Genomic DNA, 24,568 nt, shown 5'->3' on the forward strand with positions numbered 1-24,568 from the left:
ATTTGAGAAGTATCCAGTCATAAGCTTGCGATATGAATACCTACACTCTTAATTTGAAACCTTTAGCTAATCGCATTACTGTTGAACACTTTGAACAGTTATGTCAGCTTAATCCTGACTTAAAACTAGAAACAAATGATCGAGGAGAGTTACTCATTATGCCTCCCACTGGCTATGAGACAGGAATGAACAACGCTGGATTGATCGCCCAATTTTGGAATTGGAATCGAAAATATAAGCTAGGTGTGGTGTGTGATTCTTCTACAGGTTTTATTTTAGCCAATGGTGCAATTCGATCGCCTGACGTAAGCTGGATAGCTAAGGAAAGAGTTAATCGTTTGACGAGAGAAGAGAAAACGAAGTTTTTATCTCTAGCGCCAGACTTTGTTTTAGAGTTGATGTCACCAAGTGATCGCCTGGAAACGATTCAGGCTAAGATGAAAGAGTATCAAGATAACGGTGTTAAATTAGGCTGGTTAATCAATTCTCAACAGCAACAAGTAGAAATATATCGCTTGGGACAATCTACCGAAATATTAAACAAACCTCTTACTATGTCAGGAGAAAATATATTAATTGAATTAGTAATTGAGTTAGATTTTATTTGGGAATAGTTAGTATTGCTAGTAATTTAAAAAAAGCGCTCGCCTTTGCCATTTCAATTTGAGCAAGAGCGATCGCGTTCTAGGAATTACTTTAAATTATGAAACTTAACGCTGATTTTATCATCTAATATATTATTGTTATGGAAGGTGAAAAAGAAGATATAGATCGAATCGGTGAGCAAATTTTACTTAATGGGTGACGTTACTTATCATCACATCAGATGAATTCATTTGAATTGACTGATGATTGTTTGTTAGAGCTACCGTAATGTTTTCTTGAATGTTTGTTGTACAAGTATTACTCATTACCTAGTACTGAAGTATTTGCCGAGAATCTCAGAGAAAAATTCCATTAATAAATTCGACATTTTTGTACTGTTTTACTCCTGATATCAACATTTTTATTCTCCTTGAATAATTTTAAGATTTTTTCTAGCTACTTCGTCGCCAAGATTAGCAGCTTTTTGAAAGTCTCTAATTGCCCCTTGCCTATCTCCTAAATGATTATGAAGAATATCACCTCGATTGTTATAAGCATCGGCATAATCTGAATTGAGAAGGATAGCTTGTGTATAATCTTCAATAGCTGCTCGATAATCTTTTAAGTCCAAGCGAATATTGCCTCTATTGAAATAGGATTCAGCAATATTATCGTTACGGAAGCGAGAACGAGTTAGCTTGAAGTTTTGATTTTTTTGCCCTAGACGAGCTATTTTCAAAGTAACTTGAGTATTAACTTCGCCACGAATTAGACTAGTTACATAATCTAAATCTTTGTTAGCAGTAGATTTACCATTTACTTTCAAGATTCTGTCGTCTACTTTAATACCTTTCTTATAAGCTGAGGAATCTTTGAAAACTTCGGTAACCATAGGAAATTTATTTTTATCTTTTGTTAGTGAAATTCCTGCCCCGACGATATATTCTTCTATTTCTCTTTCAGCCAAATCTCGCTGCTGCGGCAATTGTTGTTTTTCAGCTTCAGCTTGCTTTTCTTCTGCTTTGGTTTGTAAATAAGATGTCGTAAGTCCATAAATTGCGATTTTTGAAAATGCAACTAAAATTGCAGCACTAGCAATTAACAATTTATTTTTATGTTTGACGATTATTGAAGGTGCTGTTTGAGCTACTTGTGATAGCTGCGTAGAATTCTGTTTGAATACTTGTGACTTAGATTGATAATTTTGATGTGTTGTTTGAGATGAAGAAGAAGGTGGTTTTTTCGGAAAGTACTTTTGTGTAATGTCACCTAATGCTCGATCATCTTTCTGATATTTTATAGTTTCACTCTTTTTCGAGGGAATTCTAGCTTTTCCAATCCCACCAGGAAAAATATCAACCCCTAGATTAGCAACGCGATCGCACCAACAACATTTACCATAATGCTTACTATAATGATGACTATCCACTTGGTTACAAACAGTTAGTTCATTAACTGCAACCTCTAAAGTGTTGTGCCAATCTAAAGCAGTAGGGCGTAGATGAGGTTTTGTATGTCCTTCGTTAAAACATTTGAGAAATAGCTTTTTAAGTTCTGGATGAACGACATCGAGGGGGATGGTAGTTTTGCTAGCGCGGATCGGACTATTATAAGCAGCATACCAATAGCCTTGTTTAATTAATTCAGTTTGTTCGGGAGATTCCCCTACACCAGTCCAGTTTCCAAAAAAAGGATGATAGCCAAATAGTAGATAATGAATTAATACTCCCAAGCGAAAGCGATCGTGTATTTCGGTTTGATTGCTAGTGTCAAAGTCTTTGCTTAAGAGTTCGGGAGGAGTAAAGCCTTCGGAATCTACGGTACAGCGATATACTTTACTAGATTGGGGATTTCGTACCTGAAAGGAATCAGTATCAATTACCGCAGTCATAGGGCGATCGTTTACAAGAATGTTCTCTAGCTTGATATCTCCCAAGACATATACCTTTGGCATGAATCTCTTGAATAATCCACGCGGTATTTAATACCGTGACGTGGAGATAATACCAGTTAAAGCCTGGGGCGACTTTTTTACGCAGTCGGGGATTGTAGACACTAGAAAGCTGTTTACTATCTGCGATCGCTGGCATCAAAAAGCCGAGATATTTACTATTACTATCTTTAAGTAAATCCGATACCCAAGCAATAGAAACATGATTGTGACTCAACATCGGATCGGCTGGTGGGTTAGCCAGCATCACCTTCAGCTTGGCAATTCTAGCTGGGATGGGCTCATGATAAATTTTTGCTAGATAGCCTTTAAGATTAGTTTCCCAAACTTGTCCTTCGCCACTATCGGCAATCTGCTTGGTTAAAGATACAGGCTGATTATTACTGTGGCGGGTTAGAAGAACTATCATATAAACACAAAAACAAGGTTTTATCGTCGTCGGTGCGGGCGTTTAGCCTGTCTGAATTTAGGAAACTCAACAAGTATTCGTCTGACTCTTCCAAGTTGTTGGTTTCCCGTAGATATTGTTCTAGTGGTTGAAAGAAAGGAGTAAAAGGTGTCCAGTCACTCATGCGAATTGCTAATCTTTCTAGCCCATCAGTGGAAGCACAGACAAATTCTGGCTGTCCAGGCTGTACCGCTACTTTCATATCTTTTAAAGCATTACTCGAAGTAACAAAAGTAGTTTCGTTGATGTATTCCCCTTTATCGGGAGGAAAAAGTAGTTGTGGATCTTGTTCGGGATAACGGACAGTAATAAAGCCATCGCCAATCTGCATTGCAGCTATTCCTTCAAAAGTTGCCACAACAATTAGCAAAGTACAGGCTAAATCGTCAATAGAATAATTATTGCTTTCCGCTTGGGTTGATAAAGCAGGTACTACTTGCTTAACAATTTTGCTAAAAAACTGATTAGCCTTTAATTCAGTAGGAGATTGAGCAATAGTAACAGCGGCATTGCTATTTTTCTCACTCTTGCCTAATAAATTCCAAGGCTTCCAGGCTGAGTTTGTTCTTTCCGTTTCCTTAACGCTATGAGAACCGTACAATTCGGTAATAGTAGCGATATCTTGAGCTGTGAACGTCTTTAAAACCGTATCCACAGCTAACTTTGCACCAATATTGCTATGTTTAGCACTACCAGCCCCATCTGCTACGACACCGATAATTGCATCATTAATAATTTTATAATCGCCATAATCCTGACAGGGCATCTGCTGCTTAGTATGACTCGTTCCAATTGCCGAACGAGCGATCGCTTTCGAGTTCATTAGTTCTCCTTTGTGTTTAAAGTCCCCCAGACTTGGGAGATTTAGGGTGGGTGGAAATGCTTCTGGCTAAGAAGCTTATTCCACACCCACCCGAAGGGGGCGTTTCAAATTTAACTTACTCATTTATGTAGTAATTTGACCCCAACCAACCGCAGGTAAAGCCACCATCGAACCACCTACCTTACTACCTGAAACTCGTTTCATGGAGGTAGATAACCATTGGAATATTGAGGTAAAATCCAAACCGTTAAGCAGTACGGGAGGACGTTCGGGCAAAGCAATTTGTCGTAGTTTGTTCATATCTGCTCCTGCTACACCCACAGCAAAAAACAGCATTCTACGTTGTGCTTCCATTTCTCTGATTCTTTGTGCCGCATTGTGCCAACTGTCTGTAGGTGCGCCATCGGTAATTAAGAACACCCAAGGGCGATAATATTGAACCCCATTATTTTTATAGGTTTCTTTGCGTTGTTCCATTAAATCCAAAGCATATTCGATCGCTTCTCCCATTGGAGTAACACCATCGGCAGTCAGTCTAGGGGATAAAAACTCATCAATAGTTACAAAATCCTGAGTTAAGCGCACAGGGCCAAATGTCACCAGGGCAACTTCTACTCGTAAAGATGCAATTTCATCTTTATACACATCCTTCTGGAAAGCAGCTAAACCAGTATTTAAAGCATTTATTGGTTCTCCTTGCATCGAACCAGATGTATCGCACAACAAAATTACTGGGCAACGTGGTTCGGGATTTTCCACAAATTCTGGTAATCCAATAGGCATCTTAAATTCTTTGTAGTATAAAATTCTTAACTTGATCAAGGCTGAAATGTTTTGCATTTCTCATTACCTATAGTTAAGATGCCCAAATAATTGAGGAAATTCTCAGGTTTTGCAAGTAAAAAATCGTGATTAATCAAGTTTTAAGCACTTTTAATTTGAAAAACCCGTTAGAAAATACTTTTTTGTTTATGTAGAATAATTGGAAAGCTTAGAGTCTAAGACCTAAAACGCTAACACCTTAAAAACTTATAAATCAAATTAATAATATTAAAAAATGACTATTGAAGATGTTTCTGAATCGATTAAGATTCAAAATCGCCCTAAGCGTCAGGTAGGAATGCTAACTATCTTCCGTCTAGGCTTGTTTAATCTGGGATTGGGATTGATGGCGGTGCTGACTCTTGCGGTGCTAAATCGGGTGATGATTAGCGAATTAGGTGTCCCTGCAACTATTACTGGCGGGATTTTAGCTACCTCTTTGTTTGTTTCGCCGGCGCGGGTGTGGTTTGGACAGCTATCAGATAATAAACCTTTATTAAGCAAGCATCGTACCAATTACGTCTTGCTGGGGACAGCAATTTTTGGTTTAGCGGTGTTCTTAGCGGTGCAGGTGGTATGGAAATTAGGGGCGGTAATAGAGGCTAGCGCTGGTTGGGTATGGAATAGTCAAACTATTGGCTGGAGTGCTTTATTGTGTCTAATTATGGCTATTTACGGTTTGGCGGTTAGCTGTAGCTCAACGCCATTTACCGCTTTACTGGTAGATATTACTGAAGAAGAAGAACGTTCTAAATTAATTGCGATCGTTTGGTCGATGTTAATGGTAGGGATTGTTATTGGCGGAGTTAGTGGCAGCATTGTCTTTAAAAATATTGAAGCGCAAGGAATTACCTCAGGCAATATTCCCCTCGAAATATTACAGCCATCGATAAATTCTGTCTTTAGCTTTGTCCCCTTTTTAGTCATAGCTTTAGCTCTTATTGCTACCTGGGGAGTAGAAAAAAGGTATTCCCGTTTTACTAGCAATACCGTAATTGAGCGCGATGATAGCATTAGCCTTAGTCGAGCGCTACGAATTCTAACTACTAGCCGTCAAACAGGCATTTTCTTTACTTTTCTGTCTGTTCTTACCATTGGCTTGTTTATGCAGGAAGCAGTGCTTGAACCCTATGGTGGAGAAGTATTCGGTATGAGTATTGGTGAGACTACTCAACTCAATGCTTTTTGGGGAATTGGTATTTTACTAGGTTACAGTATTACCGGATTTTTTATTATTCCTGCACTCGGTAAAAAATTAACTACCAAAATCGGCTGTATTTTAGTTACATTCTGTTTCCCAATAATTATTTTAGCTGGCTTTACTCAACAACCAAAAATGCTGCAATCAGCAATGGTGTTGTTTGGGATTGCTGCGGGGATAGCTACCGTTGGAGGAATTAGCTTGATGTTAGACTTAACTGCTGCCAAAACAGCAGGTACTTTTATTGGCGCATGGGGATTAGCTCAAGCAATGTCTCGAGGGCTAGCTACTCTCATTGGGGGATTGATTTTAGATATTGGTAAAAGTATTTTTGCTGTTCCCTTATTCTCTTATAGCTTGGTATTTATCATGCAAGCAATCGGGATAATCTTGGCAATCATAATCTTAGAACGGGTTGATGTTAAAGAGTTTAAAGAAACTACAGGCAAAGCACTTTCAACCGTAATGGAAGGAGATTTGGATGGCTAAATAATGTCTTTCTCAAAGTTTTTCTCAAAACAATGATGAACCCTGATACATATTGATAAAAGGTGAAACGTGCAATTCTTCAGGAAATAAATTGGCTAGGAAAAAGTCTAAGGTAGTTGATTTAAGAAATCCTTGAAATACCGCAACTGTACCAAAACGAACTCCTGTAGATCTTTGTTCGGCTAAAATTACTTCAATCTGTGCGCTACTCAGGATTGCAGCTTCTCTGAGATAATAGCCTAAAGCATTTTTCTCGGGATCAATGACTACTTTTGACCAATCTTGAGCAAAAAAATCAGCAGTTTTGGGCTTAATTATCTCTTTTTTTGCCAAAATTTCACCGATTCGCAGCTCAGGATATTGTGCTTTGTCCTCTAGCGCAGATTTGATTTGAAATGACGAAACTAAATCTGCCTCTGTCAGAGTTTCTCCTAAAGTTTTGGTTTGTACTGCTAGAAGACGGCGGATATCAGAACGAGCTTTTGAGGTTAATCGATAAGATGCCATGGTAAAAACTTAAATGAAAATATAAATATTAAAAGTTTAGATAGTAAATCTGTTTTTATTTAATAATAAATTTTTTTGCGGTAATCATCTTCCGTAATTATGACAAATATGCCTACGGTATTTACTGGTTTTCTTATAACCTAAAAATTGTGATCCCAAGCATGAGTAGCTTATTTTAAATCACATAATATGTAGAAATAAATATACTACAAAATTATGCTTAGTCGTCAAGATATAGTTCGGGAAATCCACCGAGTAGAAGTTATTACGCTCAACGTTAAGAAAGAAATAAAAACCTTAAAAAATAGTGTTCGTGCTTATAAGGGATGGACAAAAAAATATCGTCAGCAACAAAATGAATTAAAACAACAAAACGCTATTTTGAAACAAGATTATCTAGCTGTTTGTCAACAAAGAGATGAAGTAGAGAAACAACTACAACAATTACAAATTAAGCAACAACATTTATTAGAAAGCCTTGAGGAAGCAAAGTACGCTAAAGAATCACGCGACAAAGCTGTATCACAATTAGAAAAGGTAATTGCTAAAATTGAGCAGTATAAAGAAGCGTGCGATCGCGCTAACAAAATAAGCTATGCCGATAAAATATACTTGATTAAAGAAGCTGAAAATCTTCTTTTCAATGAGGAAATACCAACTTGGGATATTGATATTAAGTTTGACAGTAGATCGCAACCACAAATGTTCACCGATCCAGCTGCCATTGGTCGTAGTTTATTAGATTAATAATTTATTTTAAATTATGGTACTCAATCAATTAAAACAAATTAGAGACGAATTAAAGAAAAGTGGTGATGCTTATGACGCGGCTTTTAAAAATACGGCTTTGATCGCAGCAGAAGAGTTAGTCAGCCGAGAAAAACAATTAAAAAGCGATCGACAGACTTCTTCTTGTCTAAATCCTGTTCTAGATAAACAGTACTTTATCGCTAACTACGGAAGCTTGAAAAACTCGAAAATAGCATATCAGAAAATTTATGGTAATCAAAATTACGGTCGTAGTTGGTCAGATTTTATTGGACTCGCCAAAAAGTTAACTCTGCCTAAACAACAAACACTAACTTTAGAAGAGAGAGTGACTAAATTAGAAAACTTCTTAAGTAGCTTGGGATATCAACTTTGAGACTCCCGGCGCGGGAAACGAGGGACTTTTCTCATCGCCAAGATACTAGCGCAGGAGGTAGTTTATCCTGACTATCTTCAACTGAAAAACTAACCTAATAGCCATCAGCTTTTTTGGTCACAGAAACAGTTTTGAGTTTAAATTCAAGCTCAATATCTCTAGACTTAACCAACTTTAAAATACCTAACTTAGGCAATTTAATTGTATTACCAACTAAATTCTCAAATTTTATTTAGCCTAAATTTTAGCCAATAGTATCAAAAACTCATGACAATTCGAGAGTGTTTTGGACAGGCGCATATTTTGTTGCCTTCTCGATGGCGTTACCATAGATGTACTGATAAAAATATCTTTAGGTATATTGTCCTGCTGATTCATACCCTCAAGTCTCAAGAGGCGATGAATCAAAACAAAAGATAAATTGACGACAGCAAAATTATGAGTCAGACAGCTATTTTCCATTTAACTATTCCCATCAACAACATTGCTCAAGCCAAAGAATTTTACGCCGAAGGTTTAGGCTGTAAAGTAGGTCGTGAAAACCAAGTCGCTATAATCTTTGATTTTTACGGCACTCAACTAGTAGGTCACGTTACTCGAGAACCTTTAACAAGACCATCAGGGATCTATCCAAGACACTTCGGTTTAATCTTACCCACAAAACTGGCCTGGGAGCAAATATGCGATCGCGCTCAAGAGCAAAAAATTACTTTTTATCATCAACCAAAGTTACGCTTCCCTAATCAAACGTTAGAGCATTATTGCTTTTTTCTAGAAGATCCATTTTACAATTTGCTGGAATTCAAATACTATAGCGAGTCTGAAGTAATTTTTGGCGGTAGGCATTCTGATTTAATTGGAGAAACTGCTGTGTCCAACCAAGAAAAATAAAAATAATTAGTTATTTTGGTAAAACTAAATTACCGCTCCTAAAGTCGTGATTAACAGCATTAAAATCAGCACAGTAAATACTCCTAGGAAAAAACTACTAATAAATAAAATATGTTGCTGTCTTTTGGTACGACTTGTAGAGGCTATTTTGTAACTATAGCCAGTAGCTTTGGATGAATTAAAAGTACGCTTATTTTTATTTAGCTTGGTTCTAATTTCTTGTTGAACCAGAGAGTATTGATTAGTTAAATTAACAATCGTGTTTTCTTGAGACTTAATTGTTTCTTGTAATTGAAACAGTCCAGATGTCAAGTTAGATAAGATATGATTCATTTCAGACGCTTGACTAGAGTTGTTGGCATACCCTATATCTTGCTGTACTATGGCTTTAACTTTATGGGGATTTTGAATTATTTCTGTAGCGCCATTATTTGACTGCATATTCTTGTGTAGCGAACCGTCCCAGTTACCTAGTATAGGACCGATTTGGAAAAAGCCTTTTTTAGTTAATCGAATAATGCTGGCAATATCTTTAACGTTGGTATTTTTAAGAACATAGCCTCTAGAACCTGCTTTTAAAGCCAAATTCAGCTGTTCTCTGTCATCTTGACTCGTAAGAAGCACAACCTTGATCTGGGGAAAACGCTGAACAATTTTTTCGGTTGCTTGTATGCCGTCGAGTTTGCCTGGCATATTGATATCCATCAAAACCACATCTGGTTGATATTTTTCAACTAGCGCGATCGCTTTCTCTCCATTATTTGCCAATCCAATGATCTGTATATTTGGTTCACTAGATAAGTTAATTTTCAAAAACTCTCTAATGCTGCCTAAGTCATCAACGATTAAAACTGTAGTCATCTTGATAAAAAATTAAATACAAAAAAATTGAACAAGTGGGTTAAAAAAATTTAATAGCTAAGAAGAAAAATATTCTGCAAAAGGTACTAATAGTAAAAAGTACTGCAGCTTAAGTCAATTACTGACCGTATTTTGAGTTAACCTCTTCTACTTACTTATTTTTAGTATTAGACATTAAAGTTACGCAATTTGCAATTTTATGTTGAGCGTTGATTTTTCTGTAGACGTGCTACCAACAGTAGTTATTATTCAAAACTGAGCTAGCTTATTTAAAGTCGCCGATTAGCGTTACTTTTTGAGCAAGAAACTAGGTTCTGCTTACGACGCGAAGGACGCGACGTAAGGAGGACGCGATATGCCCTAAAGGACCGCGGAGCGGTATGCTAAAGCACTAGCTTCGCGTCGTCCTTTAGGGCGTAAGGAGCTAATCCTTTAGGGCTAATCCTTTAGGGCTGATCCTTTAGGGCTAGTCATGCGCGGATAACCCTCGTGGCGGAGTACCGTTCACTAAATCAACCAAGTAATAATTTTGAAGAAATTATTTAGATATATTTCAATCTATCAATCATATAATAGAAATTAAACTAAAAATGTAATAAAACTAAACAAAAAGCAAAGTATTTTGTCTTGTTACATTCCACTCATTACAGGAGATACTTCATGTTGCGACTCGAACACATCAAAAAGATTTACACTACGGGAGAGGTTCTCAAAGACGTTACCTGGGAAGTCAAACCTGGAGAAAGGGTGGGTTTAGTCGGGGTTAATGGTGCAGGAAAATCGACTCAACTAAAAATAATTAGTGGAGAAATTGAAGCCACATCTGGAGAGGTAATTCGTCCAGTTAACCTCAAAATTGCTTACTTGACTCAAGAATTTGAAGTTGAACCCACGCGAACAGTTTATGAAGAATTCTGGACGGTTTTTACTGAAGCTAATGCAATTCAGCAGGAGATGGGACAAGTACAGCACAAGATGGAGACAGCCGATCCTAATGAGCTGGATCGTTTAATTCATCAACTTGATAAGCTACAGCGTAAATTTGAAGCTATCGAAGGCTATACCCTAGATGCTCAAATTGAAAAAATTCTACCTGAGATGGGATTTACTTCCGAAGATGGCGATCGCCTGGTAAGCTCTTATAGTGGTGGCTGGCAGATGCGGATGAGTTTAGGAAAAATTCTGCTGCAAGAGCCCGATCTGCTGCTGCTGGATGAACCGACTAACCATCTAGATTTAGAAACAATCGAATGGTTGGAAAATTATTTGCGAGGCATTAATACCCCAATGGTTATTGTCTCTCATGACCGCGAATTTTTAGATCGTCTCTGCACCAAAATCGTCGAAACAGAGCGAGGTGTTTCGACTACTTATTTAGGCAATTATTCCGCCTATCTCCAGCAAAAAGCTGAAGCGCGCTTGTCTCAGGGAGCAAGTTACGAGCGACAGCAAAAAGAAATTGCCAAACAGCAAGAATTTATCGAGAAATTTAGAGCAAGTGCTACTCGCAGTACCCAAGCTAAAAGTAGAGAAAAGCAGCTAGACAAGGTAGAACTTGTTGAAGCACCAGTTGCCAATTTAAGAACTCTTAAGTTTCGCTTTCCTCCTTCTCCTAGAAGCGGTAGAGAAGTAATTATCATCAAGGATTTAGTTCATGCCTATAATAATAACATTTTATTTTTAGGGGCAGAATTGACCATCGAAAGAGGCGAGCGCATTGCGATTTTAGGACCAAACGGTGCGGGAAAATCCACTTTGTTGCGTATGGCTATGGGAATGGAAGAGTTCGACGAGGGAACAGTTGAATTAGGTAAACACAACGTTATTCCTGGTTATTTTGAGCAAAACCAAGCTGAAGCGTTAGACTTAGAAAAGACCGTCATAGATACGGTTCATGATGAAGTTCCTGAGTGGAAAAACGAGGAAGTTCGGACTTTATTAGGACAGTTCTTGTTTAGTGGAGATACTGCCTTCAAAAAAGTAGCGGCATTAAGCGGTGGTGAAAAAGCCCGTTTAGCATTGGCAAAAATGCTTCTTAGACCAGCTAATTTATTGATTTTAGATGAGCCTACCAATCATTTAGATATTCCCGCCAAAGAAATGCTAGAAGAAGCTTTACAGCATTACGACGGTACGGTGTTAATTGTTTCTCACGATCGCTATTTTATTTCTCAAACTGCTAACAAAATTGTCGACATTCGCGATGGAGAATTGATTGTTTATCGTGGAGATTATCACTACTATCTAGACAAAATTGCCGAGGAAAAAGAAAAAGCGCGACAAAAAAGCGAAGCAGGGTTAAAAGCAGCCAAGGAAGCAGCAAAAAGAGCTAAACAAGCCGAGAAAAAGAAAAACAAACAGAAAAAAGCTAAAGCCTAGTACTGCTACGCGGAAGTCAGTCAGAAGTACCCCCATTCGAGGGCAAGCCACAAGGGGATAACATCAGAAGGATTTAATTGCAGGGCTTATAGAATTTGCTAATGGTGGATTTATTTATGCCCACGTCTACTAGTACATTTCAAGTTTTGAGCAACTGGTAGTTTCTCTCGATAAATTAGAGGAGCTACCAAATCATCAATTTTTTCCTTCTAATCCCCAATCTCAGAAATGCTAGCTTTAATAGTAGTTGTCAATAAATAATAGATCGATGAACTTGGAGCAACAGTTAGAAATTATAATTAAAGATGCAGCAAATTATGGTGTACCAACCATAGTAATAGAACAGGCGATCGCCCCAGTTTTAAAATTGTTTGCGGATCAGCTTCAGCATCTTGAATATTATGTGTTACAAAATCTAGCAGAGGATTGGGTTTTAACTACTATTACTAATCCTCAATTAAAGCAGGACAAAAAAGTAATTTACGCTTTTGTTTCAGTTCAGGATGCTGCGACTTTTCAAGGTAAAATCAACCCCGATCTAATTGCGATGCCAATTTTTGTCATCCAGCTTTTGTTTAGGCTGTTTTCTTTACAGCAGGTAGACAGCATTATTTTTCTAGAAGATTCACAAAATTTTAATCGCGGTACTGAAATCAAGCGCGATCGTTTATCAGAATTAATTCACCAGCAAATTAAGCAATTGGGTTCAATTCCGCCTAATATCGCCTAGATACATTGCCCAGATATAGAGTGTGAATTGCAACTCGAGTTTTATATTCAAATAATTAAATAAATTTAAATTTATACTTTATTTGTAAATGTTGCTATGTCTATCTTTTAAGCACTTCTGTCAGGCAGTTAGGTTGGAGACGAGATGTCTCCAACCTTTAATAAATAAATATTAGAAATCTGACATTGAGTTGTATGCTGATCCACTTAAATTACCTAAACCAGCGATCGCCAAAAAGTTAACCATTTCCATATTATGCAGTGTTTCTCGGTCTAGAGATTGGTCTTCTTCAATTTTGATCTCTACATCAGAGGTACCAAGATTGCGATATCTTAACCCCACAGAATCTTGTCCTGCATAGCTTGAGATTGAAGCAAAAAATCCTGGTTCGCGCTCAAAGCTCTGGTCAAATTCAATTTCACTCCAGGTATGGTTTATATCCATTTCTGTATGACCTGCTTCATAGTCTAAACCATTCCAGTTACCGCTTCCGGTTTCAATTGCCAACCAACCCACGGTTTCTGTTTCATGACCAGTCTTTAACAAAGCTTCTTCTTCTTCTAGTGCTACTTCAAATCCATCGGCGCTGGATGACATTTGTCGAGTACGGGTTAGCTGCTTGCCATTATAACTCTGTACTTGACTAAGAATAGCAGGCGTTTCTTGAAAGTCGCTTTTGAAATCGATACTTTCCCATTCAGCCATAGTAATAGAATCGGTATCTACTGTTCCTACCTCTAAAATAGTGCCATCGCCCAATTCCCAGGTACCAGCTTCCAATACTAAATAGCTGATGCTTTCTTTGGTATGCCACTGGTCTTTGTGTCGAGGTTCTTGAATCTTGAGCGCAAAACTATCATCCTGAAGATCGGTAATTCTGGCGTTCGCTGGATCGATACCGTTAGAAGATAAATTCAGAGCAAAAACAACAGGATTAGTATAGGTGTTGTTGAGTTGAATTGTTTGATTTTGATCCAGATTTGAGATCTCACCAATTTCACCAATATATTCAGTTTGATTAGGAGTTTCGTGTAAATTTTGTTCTTGTGCGGTTGAGAGAGCCATAAATATTTACCTAGCTGATTAATTAGTATCGAACTAATTACCAATTTAGTTACGGCCTTTATTTTTGGAAACAGTATTTACAACATTTCTAATCTTGGCGAAATGCGATCGTCCGAATTATTTCTTAGTAATCGATCTTGATTAACTATTAACTATTAATAAATCTTACTAAATCACTAATTTTAAAAACAGTTAAGTATGTAAAATTACTTATTCATTCATGTTTTTATAAGTAGCAACAGAAGAAGGTGAAATACGATTGAGATAACGGAAAATCCAGTATTTCAAAACCGTATCTAAGATTACAGGAAAAGTAGCAATAAATAAGAAGTTAAACTCACGATTTTCGGGTAATCCTAAGTGGCGGGCAATTCCTTCTAAAATAACTTCCCAACCGTGAGGGGAATGATAACCCACAAACATATCCGTAAGCAAAATAATTAGAAAGGCTTTGGCACTATCGCTCAAGCCATAAGCTATTTCATCTAAAAAAGATTTAATAATTTGAATTTCTCTTTTGCAAAAGAAAATAATCGCTGCAAATGCCATTAAAGAAAAGAAATCAGCAAAAACATTGCCGATTGCATTAATACCTTCCTCCCGAAACTCTTCCGATATTTCTTCCGCCTTCTCGGTTATTTCTGCCTCTTCTTCTGCTTCAGACAGAGGAGGAATTAAACCAATCATACTTTGAAAATGCAGTTTTTCTTCATAGCGACGTAGCTCCATAAAAGCTTCTTCTTCCATATCCTGATTGATAAATAATACTTGCTGTTCATGATTAGCAAAATATTTTTGTACCAAAGGTGTAATTAAGATGCTTTTTGTCACCTGATGTGTTAACAACGGCACAATAATTAAAATTAGTAAAAATCTAATCGAAATTGCTGTTTTGTTACGACTTTTACGAAATCTTTTGACTACTTCTTCTTCTGTATCTTCCGCTTGAGGATCTATTTCTTGTTTAATACGATTTAGCGTTCTCATAAATGAACGAGGCAAAACGCTAGTTTTATCAGTAATAGTTTCCGTACCAGGATCTTTGCCGTTTTTTTCTGAAGATTTATTTAAAGCAATCGAGCGTTTATTGTTGTTAATAATTAAACGATAATTTTTTTTATTGTTTTCCAAACGGCGAGTAGGCGTAATTTCTATATCTTTGACTTGAGGATTCTTATACTTATAGGTAACAGCATCTATAAAAGCCAGTTTTTCTAGTACGGTTAATTCGCGAGTATCATCAAAACCGTTAGTGTAGCGGACGATACTTTGGCTAGAATCATTAGGTTGGCTATTAGAGAAAATTAATAAACCTCGACTAAGCTGAAATTCTGCCAGCCTAGCGTTAATGGTACTGAGATAGTTACTCACGTCTGCCATGAATACTTTAATGACACTTTCAGAGTATTCTATGGAGCCAGAGGAAACTATTTGACCATTAAAATGGTCGTCTTCGATCGCCTTAATTCTAATTGCTGCACGATAAGCTGCATCCAAAGCCCTCTCTGGGGTGGCAGCTAACCAACGCCTACCTACATTAAAAATATCTTGAAGTTTCATTAATTTTACATAGCAATATCAGTAATCAGATTAAAAATCTTACTCGATCTTAATAATCGCAAAATTATTTTTTCTATGATACTGAAGAATATAAGACCTATATTAATAGATTGGGAAAACATATAGATTGTGCTTATTTTATCCCTCTGGATTACAGGAGCAACTCGCACTGGAAAAACTTCCCGTTTGGTGGCAGAATTTTGTAGCTGGGTGAGAATGCAGCTCTTAAAACCAAAGCTTAAAGCTCTCCCACCCAATTTGACTTCTGCTGTTTTGGTCTTTGCAGCTAATAATCAAAATCGTCGAGAATTAAGTGATCGCCTGGTGCTAGCAGTAGACGGCACTTATCCCGTAGTCTGTAAAACTCCTGTCGGCTTTATTAGCGATGAAGTAATGCTGTTTTTTCCCTTGCTCTTTGAGGAGTTAAATCTTAAAGCGCAATTTCCCCTAAGACTACGCCCCGAAACCGAGCAAGAATTAGCGACTCAGCTTTGGCGTAATCAACCAGATTGGCAGGATTTATGCGAGTTTGAGCCTGAATACGGTTTGGTGCGTCAAACTCTCGATCTGATGCAGCTAGCAGGGGCGAGTGGTATACCAACCGAAGAAATTTCCGCGATCTTGGCTCAGGGTTTATCAGGACTAAATTCCAGTCGCGACCAAAGTCTTTTGTATCAAAGAATGGGGGAACTGCTTTGGTTATGGCGCAGCTGGTGTTTAGATCGGGGTTTGTTAACCTACGGTTTAATTTACGAGCTTTACTGGCGTTATTTGTTACCTAACCCAAAATACCAACAACATTTAATCAGCCGATATCAAGCAATTTTTGCCGACGATCTAGATGATTATCCAGCGATCGCCCGCGATCTATTTGAGGTAATCTTAGATCGGGGTGCATTGGGCGTATTTACCTATAACCTCGATGGCAAAATTCGTTTGGGTTTAAACGCCGATCCCGATTATCTAGCTGGTTTAGCTGAGCGTTGTCAAACAGAAAAACTGACTCCCACTACCAGTAATTTAGCGGTTGAATTTGCTGATACTGCGGTGGATCTCGTTACCGAACAAGCCTATTTAGTTACCGCTCCTGAGACTATCCAATCGTTGCAAACTATTTCTCGGGCAGAATTATTACGACAAACTGCGGAAATTATAATTCGAGCTGTGCAACAGCAGGAGATTCATCCCTCAGAGATAGCGATTATTGCGCCTGGTTTAGATGAGATTGCCCGTTATAGTCTGATTGAAATCCTTTCTGCTCAAGGTATTCCTGTTACCCCTTTAAATGAACAGCGTCCAATTATCAGTTCTCCCTTAGTTAGAAGCTTACTAACTCTTCTGGGGCTAGTCTATACCGATTTAGGTCGTTTGGTCGATCGCGATTCCATTGCCGAGATGCTGACGGTATTTAGTCAAACTCAAGATAATCGAGCAATTTCTCAAATCGATCCTGTCAGGGCGGGATTAATTGCCGACTACTGCTACCATGTCGATCCCGAACGCCCTTATTTATCTCCCGTGGAAACTTTTCCCCGTTGGGATCGACTGGGACATCAAGCGACTAATGCTTATCAGGAAATTGTCAACTGGATTGAGGCAAGCAAACTTCGACAGCACAAACAAAGCTTTTTGACTCCCACGATTTTATTATCTGAAGCGATCGAACACTTTTTAGGGAATGGTTCAGCTTTAAGCAGCGACAGACTAGCAGTGCTGCGAGAATTAATGGAAACCGCCCAGCACTTTTGGGAAGTAGATCGTAGACTCAGACAAAATGAACCGAGTTTCCAAACCCAAGCTACTACCGTGGCTCAGTTTATCCAGTTACTGCGTCGTGGGACAATAACCGCCAATCCTCGACCAACACGTCAGTTTTCTCCCAAGGCAGGGGCTGTAACCCTCGCCACGGTTTTTCAATATCGCTCTTGGCGATCGTCTCATCGCTGGCAATTTTGGCTTGACGCCAGTTCTCCTCTCTGGTCACAAGGTGGTGCTGCTACTCTGTTTGCTGCGCCTCTATTCCTTAAACAATGGACAGGAAAAACCTGGATGCCCGAAGATGAATATGAAATGGACAAAGAACGTTTAGAGCGAATTTTAAGAGATGTTCTAGCTAGAGCCTCAGAAAAGATTTTTCTCTGTCATAGCGACTTAGGAGTCAACGGTACAGAACAAGCGGGAGCTTTATTGCCTTTAGTTCATGCAGCAACTCAATATGTAGCTCCAGTAAGCAGCACGCTCAAGCCACATTGAGATAATCGCTAGTCAATTTAACTTGCCGATCGCAACACTCTTGTGTAATCTATCGAATTAAACTCAGCACAATCGCTCGAAGCAAGTAAAATGAAAAAATTTTGGCATAAACATCAATCCTGGGCGCGAGTGGTCATTGTCTTGCTCATTTTGTTGAGCGTAATCATTAATGCCGTTGATGAAATTCAGTTACGTTCGGTAGAAGATGATGCCAGACATAATCTTGCCATGGCTTATAACAATTTTCAATATGGCGTTGTCTCCGATCTTAATCTAGACAGTCCTGATATTCCACCTACCTATCGACGAGAACCCTTCTATTCCTTAATCCTGACTGGAGTTTTACAGGCGATCGCCGATCCTCAAACTACTACTCACGACTGTTTGATCGAACCCGAACCTGCTTGTGTGCCTCTTCAGTTAAAACTACAGTGGTTTAATCTTCTTTGGTTACTCGCGCTCACCTTGACCACCTTTGCTGCTGGGCGAGTAATTCTTGGTGATGGCTTTGGTCCTTATTTTGCCAGTTTGTTGGTCGGTTTTGCCCCTGGCTTAACTGAAGCTATCAGCAATTTTTATACTGAATTAACTGCTGCCCTTCCCTTATTAATTTTGGCGACTTGCCTTTTTCTTTGCGTTACCCGTAGGCGATGGCAACTATATGCAATCGTTGCAGGCTGTGCTTTTGCTGCTTTGATGTTGACTAAAGCAGTCTTTTTGTATTTTGGAGTAATATTAGTCTTCGCTTTTGTAGCTTATGCTTGGCAACGTCATTCTTGGCAACCGTTAAAAATGGCAGCACTTATCCTGTTGGTTGCCTATGCGATCGCCGGTTTATGGATGACTCGCAACTATCTTAATTTTGGGGCAGCCAAAATTTCTGGCAGAGGAGGAGAAGTTTTAGCGATCCGCGCTCAGTTTTCGGAAATGAGTTGGACGGAATATGGCGCTGGCTGGTTCGCTTTTACGCCTGGGTATGGAGAGCCTTTATTACAACGTTTTTTTGCTCCTGAAGATTATGCCAGGTTTGATCGCGGTAACCCAGAAGGTTTTTATCGCAGTACTAAAAATCGGATCGAACAAATGCGTCCAGAAAACATTGCCGACAGGGATTATCAGCAACAAGAACTTGACGATAACCTCAAAGAAGAATCAATTGCCAAAATAAAGCAGAATTGGGTAAAGCATTTAGCCTTAACCGCAACCTTTGCCTATCGAGGTTCATTCATCAAGATGTTTGCTGAAAATAGCCTCGTCCCCGTGCGTTTGATTTATGTTATTTCTTTATTTGTGGTTTTATATCTGGCACTCAAATATCAAGATATTGGCATAGCTTTTTTTCTTCTACCATCGTTGTACAGTTATGCTATCTATGCGTTCGCTTCTCATTACATCCCCCGTTTCAGCGCCCCGTTAATTCCCTGTCTGGCGATCGCTTTTACTCTGCTTCTGGTAAGATTTAGCCATTTACTTCAAGCTAAAAAACGCCAGAAAAAATTAATCAAAACTTAGCAAAAGCTTAAAATTATAGTCATTCCCATTAATTTTCTCCTGGTAGCGATCAAAAATAAGCGCGCGGAAAGCGCGCATAACTTTGGCGAAATCTAAGTTGATACCTGAGCTTCTTGATAGGTAGAAAAGTCGGTATAACCTTCTGCATAAAATGAATACCAAACAGACACATCGGGATTAGGATTAAGTGACCAATTGTTAGCAAAGCGCTCAACTAAATCGGGATTACTAATAATTGGTCTACCAAAAGCAATTAAATCGGCATCGCCAGCAGCGATCGCCTTTTCAGCATCAGCGCGATCGTAACCACAATTGCCCATTAAAGTACCATCATATACTTGTTTAATTTCGGCTAGGGTCATTGGTTCTCCTAGTTCGTGGAAACCAAACTCCAAACCATCAACTACGTGTAGATAACCCAATCCATACTGGTTTAACTGTTGCACTACATAGGTAAAAGTTTCTCGAAAGTCGGGTGAACCCATATCATTGTAATTGCCGTTAGGTGAAAGTCTAACTCCCACTCTTCCTGCATCCCAGACAGTAAGAATAGATTCCACAATTTCTTTTAAAAACTGATAGCGATTGGCAATACTCCCACCATATTTATCGTTGCGATGATTGGTTTTGGACTGTAAAAATTCATCGATAATATAGCCGTTAGCACCGTGAATTTCAACTCCATCAAAACCAGCTTCTTTGGCATTAGCTGCTGCGGCGCGGTAATCTTCTACAACTTGAGAAACTTCGTCCGTCTCCAAAGCTCTAGGGGTTTCATGAGGCTGTTTGCCGTTAGCTGTATGAACAGCGTCCCCTTGATGTCTAATTGCCGAAGGTGCAACAGGAAGCTGGTTATTTTCTTGAAAGCTGCTGTGAGATGCTCTACCCGTATGCCATAGTTGCACAAAGATTGGCGTACCTTTGGCGTGTACCGCATCGACAATTTGTTTCCAAGCCTCAGTCTGCTGAGCTGTATAGATACCAGGAGTATGTAGCCAACCATTAGCCTGTTGGGAAATAGTAGTACCTTCGGTAATAATTAAACCCACACTTGCTCGTTGAGCATAGTATTCTGCCATCAAAGCGTTAGGCATCCTTGACTCCCCCGCACGAGAGCGAGTCAAGGGAGCCATTACCACGCGATTTTTTAAGGTTAAACCTTGGAGATCGAAAGAACTGAGAAGATGTGGAACGTTTGTGGTAGTCATAGTCAATCAATGTATGAGATTTGACAGATTTTGCTATAGTTTGGCTAGGGAAGACAATCTTTCGCTCTTACAACACTGAGTACCGCACCCGTATTTCAAATTTTTATTCAGATTGACAGCAGCTTTAACGTTGATAAGTTCCTACCAATCTAGCTTGTGCTGTTACGGAATCGGCGATCGCTTCTAATAATTGTTCTCGACTTAAACCAGGTGCTAAGTCTAAAGAATGATTTAAAGCATAAAGCCAAAAGTAATAATGATGAACGCCATGCCCCGAAGGAGGAGCAGGCCCAGTGTAGCCATCACTACCAGCACTATTTACGCCTTCAGTATATTTTTTCCCCTCACCTTCAGCTATTTCAGTTACGCTGGGAGGAATATTATAAAGAGTCCAATGGGTAAACCCATACGGTAATGGTGCATCGGGGTCATGGCAAATTACAGCAAGCTGTTTGGTTTCGGGCGGTATCTTGCTCCACTGTAAAGCGGGAGAAACATTTTCTCCATCGCTGGTATAGCGTTTAGGGATAGTCTCTAGAGCTGAAAATACAGGGCTGCTGATTTTTAAATCTTTGAGTCTTAATTCCATAAATAATTTCTTGCTTACTTGTTTGTGACTGCTTTAAGCACAAATCTTTTTGACGCTAGCTAAAATCTTCACCTCATCCCACCAGGCTCTTAGCTTAGGAGTATGAGCGGTAACGGGAGCGAATTCTGGAGTTTTTTCCAAGTAAACAAAAATTGGAATCAAATAAAAATCGGCAATACTAATCATACTACCCACTAAGAAAGGACTACCTTGACATAAATCTTCAATGGCTTCTAATGCTTTGATCGTGGGAATAATCGCACCTTCTACTTTTTCTTCGTCAGCTTCACCACCCTGTTCGGGTACGATTAAACGCTGAATCACAATCGTGGTAATGGCAGGAGTATAAAGATAGTTATCGACAATTGCCATAATCTGATGCATTCTAGTTTGCATTAAGATATCGGGTGGACTAAACTTACCACCAGACAATTTTCGATCGATGTAATAGGTAATTGCAGCCGTTTCGTAGATATTGATTCCATCAATTTCCACGGTGGGGACTTTCCCAAACGGATGCTTGGCTAGATATTCGTCGGTTTTGTTGTCGCCGTTAAAGATGCCGATATCTTTGAGATCGTAATCAATATTGGCTTCGGCTAATAATAAGCGGACAATTCTTACATAGGTACTTTGGGGCGTACCATAGACAATTATGTTGGGCATGATTGATTTAAATTGAAATTAATTTACTTAGCCAATAATTAAAGCTCTTGCTTAGTTGGACGGATAATCATCTCATTAATGTCCACGTCTCCAGGTTGTTCGATCGCATAGGCAATGGCACGGGCGATCGCATCGGCATCAATCGCCACTCCATATAGTTGAGCGACGTTTTTTGCTGTCTCTTCATGAGAAATGGTACTGGTTAATTCAGTATCTACCGCACCAGGAGAAATATTAGTCGAACGAATTTCGCCATTGGATTCGAGTCTGATTCCTTCAGAAATTGCTTTGACGGCAAACTTAGTCGCACAGTAGACTGTCCCTCCAGGAAATACTTTATGTCCTGCTACCGAAGAAAGGTTGATTATATGACCAGATTTTTGTTGCTGCATGATCGGCATTACCGCAGCAATTCCATATAGCACTCCTTTGATGTTGATATCGACCATTCGCTCCCATTCATCTACCTTGGTTTCTGCTAAAGGCGACAAAGGCATCAAGCCTGCGTTGTTAACTAAAACATCAATGCGATCATACGCCTGATGCGTAGCTTTGACTAGTGCCTCTACCTGAGAGCGATCGCTAACGTCGGTAACCTGATATTTGGCTGTACCACCATTTTGTTGAATCTCGCTAACTAACTCTTTCAGGCGCTCTTCTCGTCTGGCAGCAAGCATTAGCTTAGCTCCATTATTGGCTAATCGACGCGCCGTAGCTTCTCCTAAACCACTACTAGCTCCTGTAATAATAACTACTTTGTTTTGAATTTCAGACATAATTAATTTTGATTTGCTTGGTTTTAAACTTAGTATAAGATGGCTATTATTTTTTGTTCTTAAACTTGGGCTATTTACTCCTGAGGCTGTCTGCGGAAATGGTTTAACCCTTACTTATCAATCCACGTTGGTACGCCACTCAAAATCCCGCGTAGCTTAGTTAGAGGTTCTCCTACCTTAATGCCGTCTTTGGTAATCTTAAATTCTCGCAGCGTACGTTCAAAATCCGATAATCTCTTTTTCAGTACGCCGATCGCTTTGCGTAACTCACCATCTAATTCTAAGTAACGCAGGAAAATTAGATTATCCGCTAGATACGAAAGTCCAATTTCGGTTGGGCTAAACTCCGATCGCGCAATTAATTGAGTTTCGGTAACTAAGATCACCGTAACGCCCATATTTCTTAGATATTGACACAGAGAATGTAGCTGGCGAATTAGATCTTTTTTCTGCATCGATAATTTATATCCTGATGTGCTGTCAATCATAATTATTTTGGCATCACGCTGCTCTATCTCCTGACGTACTATATGCACGAATTGATTTGACGAGTACTTCAGCGGTTCTATCTTAACAACCGATAAAGTCCCGCGTTCGATCATCGCCCTGACAGGAATATTTATTTTTTCGCAACGCTCTATCAATGTACCTTCGGATTCTTCAAAAGTATATAGCACCGAACGCTCTCCTCTACCCGCAGCCTCCTTCATAAACTGTGCGCCAAAGCTCGTTTTCCCAACCCCCGCAGGGCCACTGATTACCGTTACCGTTCCTCTTTCAATTCCACCATGTAATAACTCATCGATTTCGGGAATGCCAGATGAAATAGCTTCAGGTAAAAATTCTCGTTGATGGCTTTCGGCAACTAGATCGGGAAAAATTTCGATGCCGCGATCGCCTAACTGTAAATCGTGATAACCATTTAAAAAGACTGAACCTCGAGACTTGGTGACTAGAATACTGCGACTTTCAGGAGTGACATGGAATTGAATTACGCCGTCGCTGATAAACTGGAGATCGTCATCAGGATTACGATTGCTTCCCTCAGAAGTAAACATCAGAGTTATGTCGCGATCGCGCATAAACCGCAGAAAAGATTGAATTTGCTTACGAAACTGAAAGTCATCTTTAGCCAAGTAGCGAAACTGGTCGATTGCATCTAAAAAGACTCGCTGGGGCTTAATGCGATCGATAGTAGCAATAATGTTTTCGGTAAGAGGAGCTTTTTCTACTTCTGCTGGCGAAAAAATATCGTAAGTTTGGTTTTCGGTAAAAAAATCTGCCGAAGGACTTAAATCTAAAAATTCAACTGCTGATAAATCTATGTGGATTAGTTCGGCATTACGCCGCAGTCTATCTTCTGGTTCACTAAAGCTAATCAATAAGCTTACTTCTCCCTGAGATATTCCAGCATTGAGGAAATGAAACCCCAGGGTAGTTTTACCACTACCTGGTTGACCTTTAATTAAATAGGCCTGAGTGGCAATTAAACCTCCCGATAATATTTCGTCTAAGCCAGAAATACCAGTGGAAATACGTTTGAAAGTCATTTAAATACTTGCACGATTGTTTTTTAAGCTAAATCACAAGTTTAAGACTATATTGAATCGAATAAGATTATTTTTCAAGACCTATATATCTTAATGCTACGTATCGCAATACTTCAATTACTTGGCGTAAATAAATATTTTCTTGACTTTAAGCATCTTTAACTCTGCAATACGGCGTTGATGATTTGATTCACCAACGCCCCATACTTCATCTAAAACTTAACTGGTTCAGGAGTTAAACCTGCTTCAATACCATTTTGAGCGAGGAAGCCCGCGTCGCCGAAAGGCGCAAGGGCAAGTCTCGCTTGAGTTGATACTTCTATTTCTCGATCTTCTCCTTCAGGTTCGACTACTTCAAATTTTACCCAAGGTTTGGTTGTTTCTAGTAACTGTTTGATTTTATGGCTAAATGGTGAACCATTTTTAATAATCAAAGAACCAAAATTAGCTATTGTTGGTTCAACAAAACTCTCAGTCATCACGGCAAAAGAACTTTGACCATTATGGCTTGAAGTAGCTTTTTGTCTGACTAGGTTCGGCTGATAAACCGCATGAGCA

At 39.0% G+C, this 24,568-nt stretch carries 24 protein-coding genes; 10 read left to right on the top strand and 14 right to left on the bottom strand.

The genetic code is table 11. The features are described from left to right. Positions 1–32: 32 nt before the first annotated feature. Positions 33–614, top strand: a complete 582-nt coding sequence (locus tag V6C71_23400; protein HEY9771402.1) for a Uma2 family endonuclease — start codon at positions 33–35, stop codon at positions 612–614. Between the two features lie 392 nt (positions 615–1,006). Here the strand turns inward: V6C71_23400 and V6C71_23405 are convergent, their stop codons facing one another. The 4 genes from V6C71_23405 to V6C71_23420 all read right to left on the bottom strand — a co-directional run bounded on the left by V6C71_23405 (position 1,007) and on the right by V6C71_23420 (position 4,590). After that, on the bottom strand, positions 1,007–2,539 hold the full coding sequence (locus V6C71_23405) for a PDZ domain-containing protein (protein HEY9771403.1): 1,533 nt from the start codon (positions 2,537–2,539) through the stop codon (positions 1,007–1,009). Beyond that, positions 2,460–2,945 (bottom strand): hypothetical protein, encoded by a 486-nt coding sequence (locus tag V6C71_23410; protein HEY9771404.1) that lies wholly within the window; start codon positions 2,943–2,945, stop codon positions 2,460–2,462. Before V6C71_23410 ends, V6C71_23405 begins: the two co-directional genes overlap by 80 nt. Next, positions 2,917–3,807 (bottom strand): PP2C family serine/threonine-protein phosphatase, encoded by an 891-nt coding sequence (locus V6C71_23415; GenBank protein HEY9771405.1) that lies wholly within the window; start codon positions 3,805–3,807, stop codon positions 2,917–2,919. Before V6C71_23415 ends, V6C71_23410 begins: the two co-directional genes overlap by 29 nt. Before the next feature lie 123 nt (positions 3,808–3,930). After that, entirely contained in the window at positions 3,931–4,590 is a 660-nt protein-coding gene (locus V6C71_23420; GenBank protein ID HEY9771406.1) for a VWA domain-containing protein, read from the bottom strand. Between the two features lie 274 nt (positions 4,591–4,864). Here V6C71_23420 and V6C71_23425 point away from each other — a divergent pair, with 274 nt between their 5' ends. Next, positions 4,865–6,319, top strand: a complete 1,455-nt coding sequence (locus V6C71_23425) for a BCD family MFS transporter (GenBank protein ID HEY9771407.1) — start codon at positions 4,865–4,867, stop codon at positions 6,317–6,319. 24 nt (positions 6,320–6,343) lie between these two features. Here the strand turns inward: V6C71_23425 and V6C71_23430 are convergent, their stop codons facing one another. Then, a complete protein-coding gene (locus V6C71_23430; protein ID HEY9771408.1) occupies positions 6,344–6,826 on the bottom strand; it encodes a hypothetical protein in 483 nt (160 codons plus the stop codon). Positions 6,827–7,042: 216 nt separating this feature from the next. Between V6C71_23430 and V6C71_23435 the strand changes: the two genes are divergently transcribed. The 4 genes from V6C71_23435 (at position 7,043) to V6C71_23450 (ending at position 8,861) form a co-directional block, all read left to right on the top strand. Next, the gene (locus tag V6C71_23435; GenBank protein ID HEY9771409.1) at positions 7,043–7,573 is read left to right on the top strand and encodes a hypothetical protein; all 531 of its coding nucleotides are present in this window, start codon (positions 7,043–7,045) and stop codon (positions 7,571–7,573) included. Between the two features lie 16 nt (positions 7,574–7,589). Then, positions 7,590–7,970 (top strand): hypothetical protein, encoded by a 381-nt coding sequence (locus tag V6C71_23440; protein ID HEY9771410.1) that lies wholly within the window; start codon positions 7,590–7,592, stop codon positions 7,968–7,970. A 267-nt stretch (positions 7,971–8,237) separates the two neighbouring features. Next, positions 8,238–8,390: a hypothetical protein gene (locus tag V6C71_23445; GenBank protein HEY9771411.1), complete on the top strand. Its 153-nt coding sequence runs from the start codon at positions 8,238–8,240 to the stop codon at positions 8,388–8,390. 18 nt (positions 8,391–8,408) lie between these two features. After that, positions 8,409–8,861, top strand: a complete 453-nt coding sequence (locus V6C71_23450) for a VOC family protein (GenBank protein ID HEY9771412.1) — start codon at positions 8,409–8,411, stop codon at positions 8,859–8,861. A 24-nt stretch (positions 8,862–8,885) separates the two neighbouring features. Here V6C71_23450 and V6C71_23455 read toward each other — a convergent pair whose 3' ends face one another. Further along, a complete protein-coding gene (locus tag V6C71_23455; GenBank protein ID HEY9771413.1) occupies positions 8,886–9,722 on the bottom strand; it encodes a response regulator transcription factor in 837 nt (278 codons plus the stop codon). A 660-nt stretch (positions 9,723–10,382) separates the two neighbouring features. On the opposite strand from V6C71_23455, the gene V6C71_23460 reads away from it, so the two are divergent. Both V6C71_23460 and V6C71_23465 read left to right on the top strand, forming a co-directional pair. Next, positions 10,383–12,101 carry an ABC-F family ATP-binding cassette domain-containing protein gene (locus V6C71_23460; GenBank protein ID HEY9771414.1) on the top strand — a complete coding sequence of 573 codons (1,719 nt, stop codon included), beginning with the start codon at positions 10,383–10,385 and terminating at the stop codon, positions 12,099–12,101. 268 nt (positions 12,102–12,369) lie between these two features. After that, a complete protein-coding gene (locus V6C71_23465; GenBank protein ID HEY9771415.1) occupies positions 12,370–12,831 on the top strand; it encodes a hypothetical protein in 462 nt (153 codons plus the stop codon). Positions 12,832–13,002: 171 nt separating this feature from the next. Here the strand turns inward: V6C71_23465 and V6C71_23470 are convergent, their stop codons facing one another. Both V6C71_23470 and V6C71_23475 read right to left on the bottom strand, forming a co-directional pair. Next, the gene (locus tag V6C71_23470) at positions 13,003–13,896 is read right to left on the bottom strand and encodes a hypothetical protein (protein ID HEY9771416.1); all 894 of its coding nucleotides are present in this window, start codon (positions 13,894–13,896) and stop codon (positions 13,003–13,005) included. Positions 13,897–14,106: 210 nt separating this feature from the next. After that, positions 14,107–15,456 carry a proton extrusion protein PcxA gene (locus V6C71_23475; protein ID HEY9771417.1) on the bottom strand — a complete coding sequence of 450 codons (1,350 nt, stop codon included), beginning with the start codon at positions 15,454–15,456 and terminating at the stop codon, positions 14,107–14,109. 129 nt (positions 15,457–15,585) lie between these two features. On the opposite strand from V6C71_23475, the gene V6C71_23480 reads away from it, so the two are divergent. Next, the gene (locus tag V6C71_23480) at positions 15,586–17,709 is read left to right on the top strand and encodes a recombinase family protein (GenBank protein HEY9771418.1); all 2,124 of its coding nucleotides are present in this window, start codon (positions 15,586–15,588) and stop codon (positions 17,707–17,709) included. Positions 17,710–17,799: 90 nt separating this feature from the next. Further along, on the top strand, positions 17,800–19,221 hold the full coding sequence (locus V6C71_23485; protein ID HEY9771419.1) for a hypothetical protein: 1,422 nt from the start codon (positions 17,800–17,802) through the stop codon (positions 19,219–19,221). Between the two features lie 92 nt (positions 19,222–19,313). On the opposite strand, the gene V6C71_23490 is transcribed toward V6C71_23485, so the two are convergent. The 6 genes from V6C71_23490 to V6C71_23515 form a co-directional block, all read right to left on the bottom strand. After that, positions 19,314–20,429, bottom strand: a complete 1,116-nt coding sequence (locus V6C71_23490; protein HEY9771420.1) for an alkene reductase — start codon at positions 20,427–20,429, stop codon at positions 19,314–19,316. Positions 20,430–20,553: 124 nt separating this feature from the next. Next, positions 20,554–21,018 (bottom strand): YbhB/YbcL family Raf kinase inhibitor-like protein, encoded by a 465-nt coding sequence (locus tag V6C71_23495; protein ID HEY9771421.1) that lies wholly within the window; start codon positions 21,016–21,018, stop codon positions 20,554–20,556. A gap of 33 nt (positions 21,019–21,051) precedes the next feature. Further along, a complete protein-coding gene (locus V6C71_23500; GenBank protein HEY9771422.1) occupies positions 21,052–21,684 on the bottom strand; it encodes a glutathione S-transferase family protein in 633 nt (210 codons plus the stop codon). A 38-nt stretch (positions 21,685–21,722) separates the two neighbouring features. Beyond that, positions 21,723–22,460, bottom strand: coding sequence for an SDR family oxidoreductase (locus tag V6C71_23505; GenBank protein HEY9771423.1), 738 nt, complete (start codon positions 22,458–22,460; stop codon positions 21,723–21,725). Positions 22,461–22,570: 110 nt separating this feature from the next. Then, on the bottom strand, positions 22,571–24,010 hold the full coding sequence (locus V6C71_23510; protein HEY9771424.1) for an ATPase domain-containing protein: 1,440 nt from the start codon (positions 24,008–24,010) through the stop codon (positions 22,571–22,573). Between the two features lie 212 nt (positions 24,011–24,222). Then, positions 24,223–24,568, bottom strand: a 346-nt coding sequence (locus V6C71_23515; protein ID HEY9771425.1) for a hypothetical protein, incomplete at its 5' end; no start/stop codon positions are given.

It is taken from the genome of Coleofasciculaceae cyanobacterium (genome assembly GCA_036703275.1).
GTDB lineage: Bacteria > Cyanobacteriota > Cyanobacteriia > Cyanobacteriales > Xenococcaceae > Waterburya.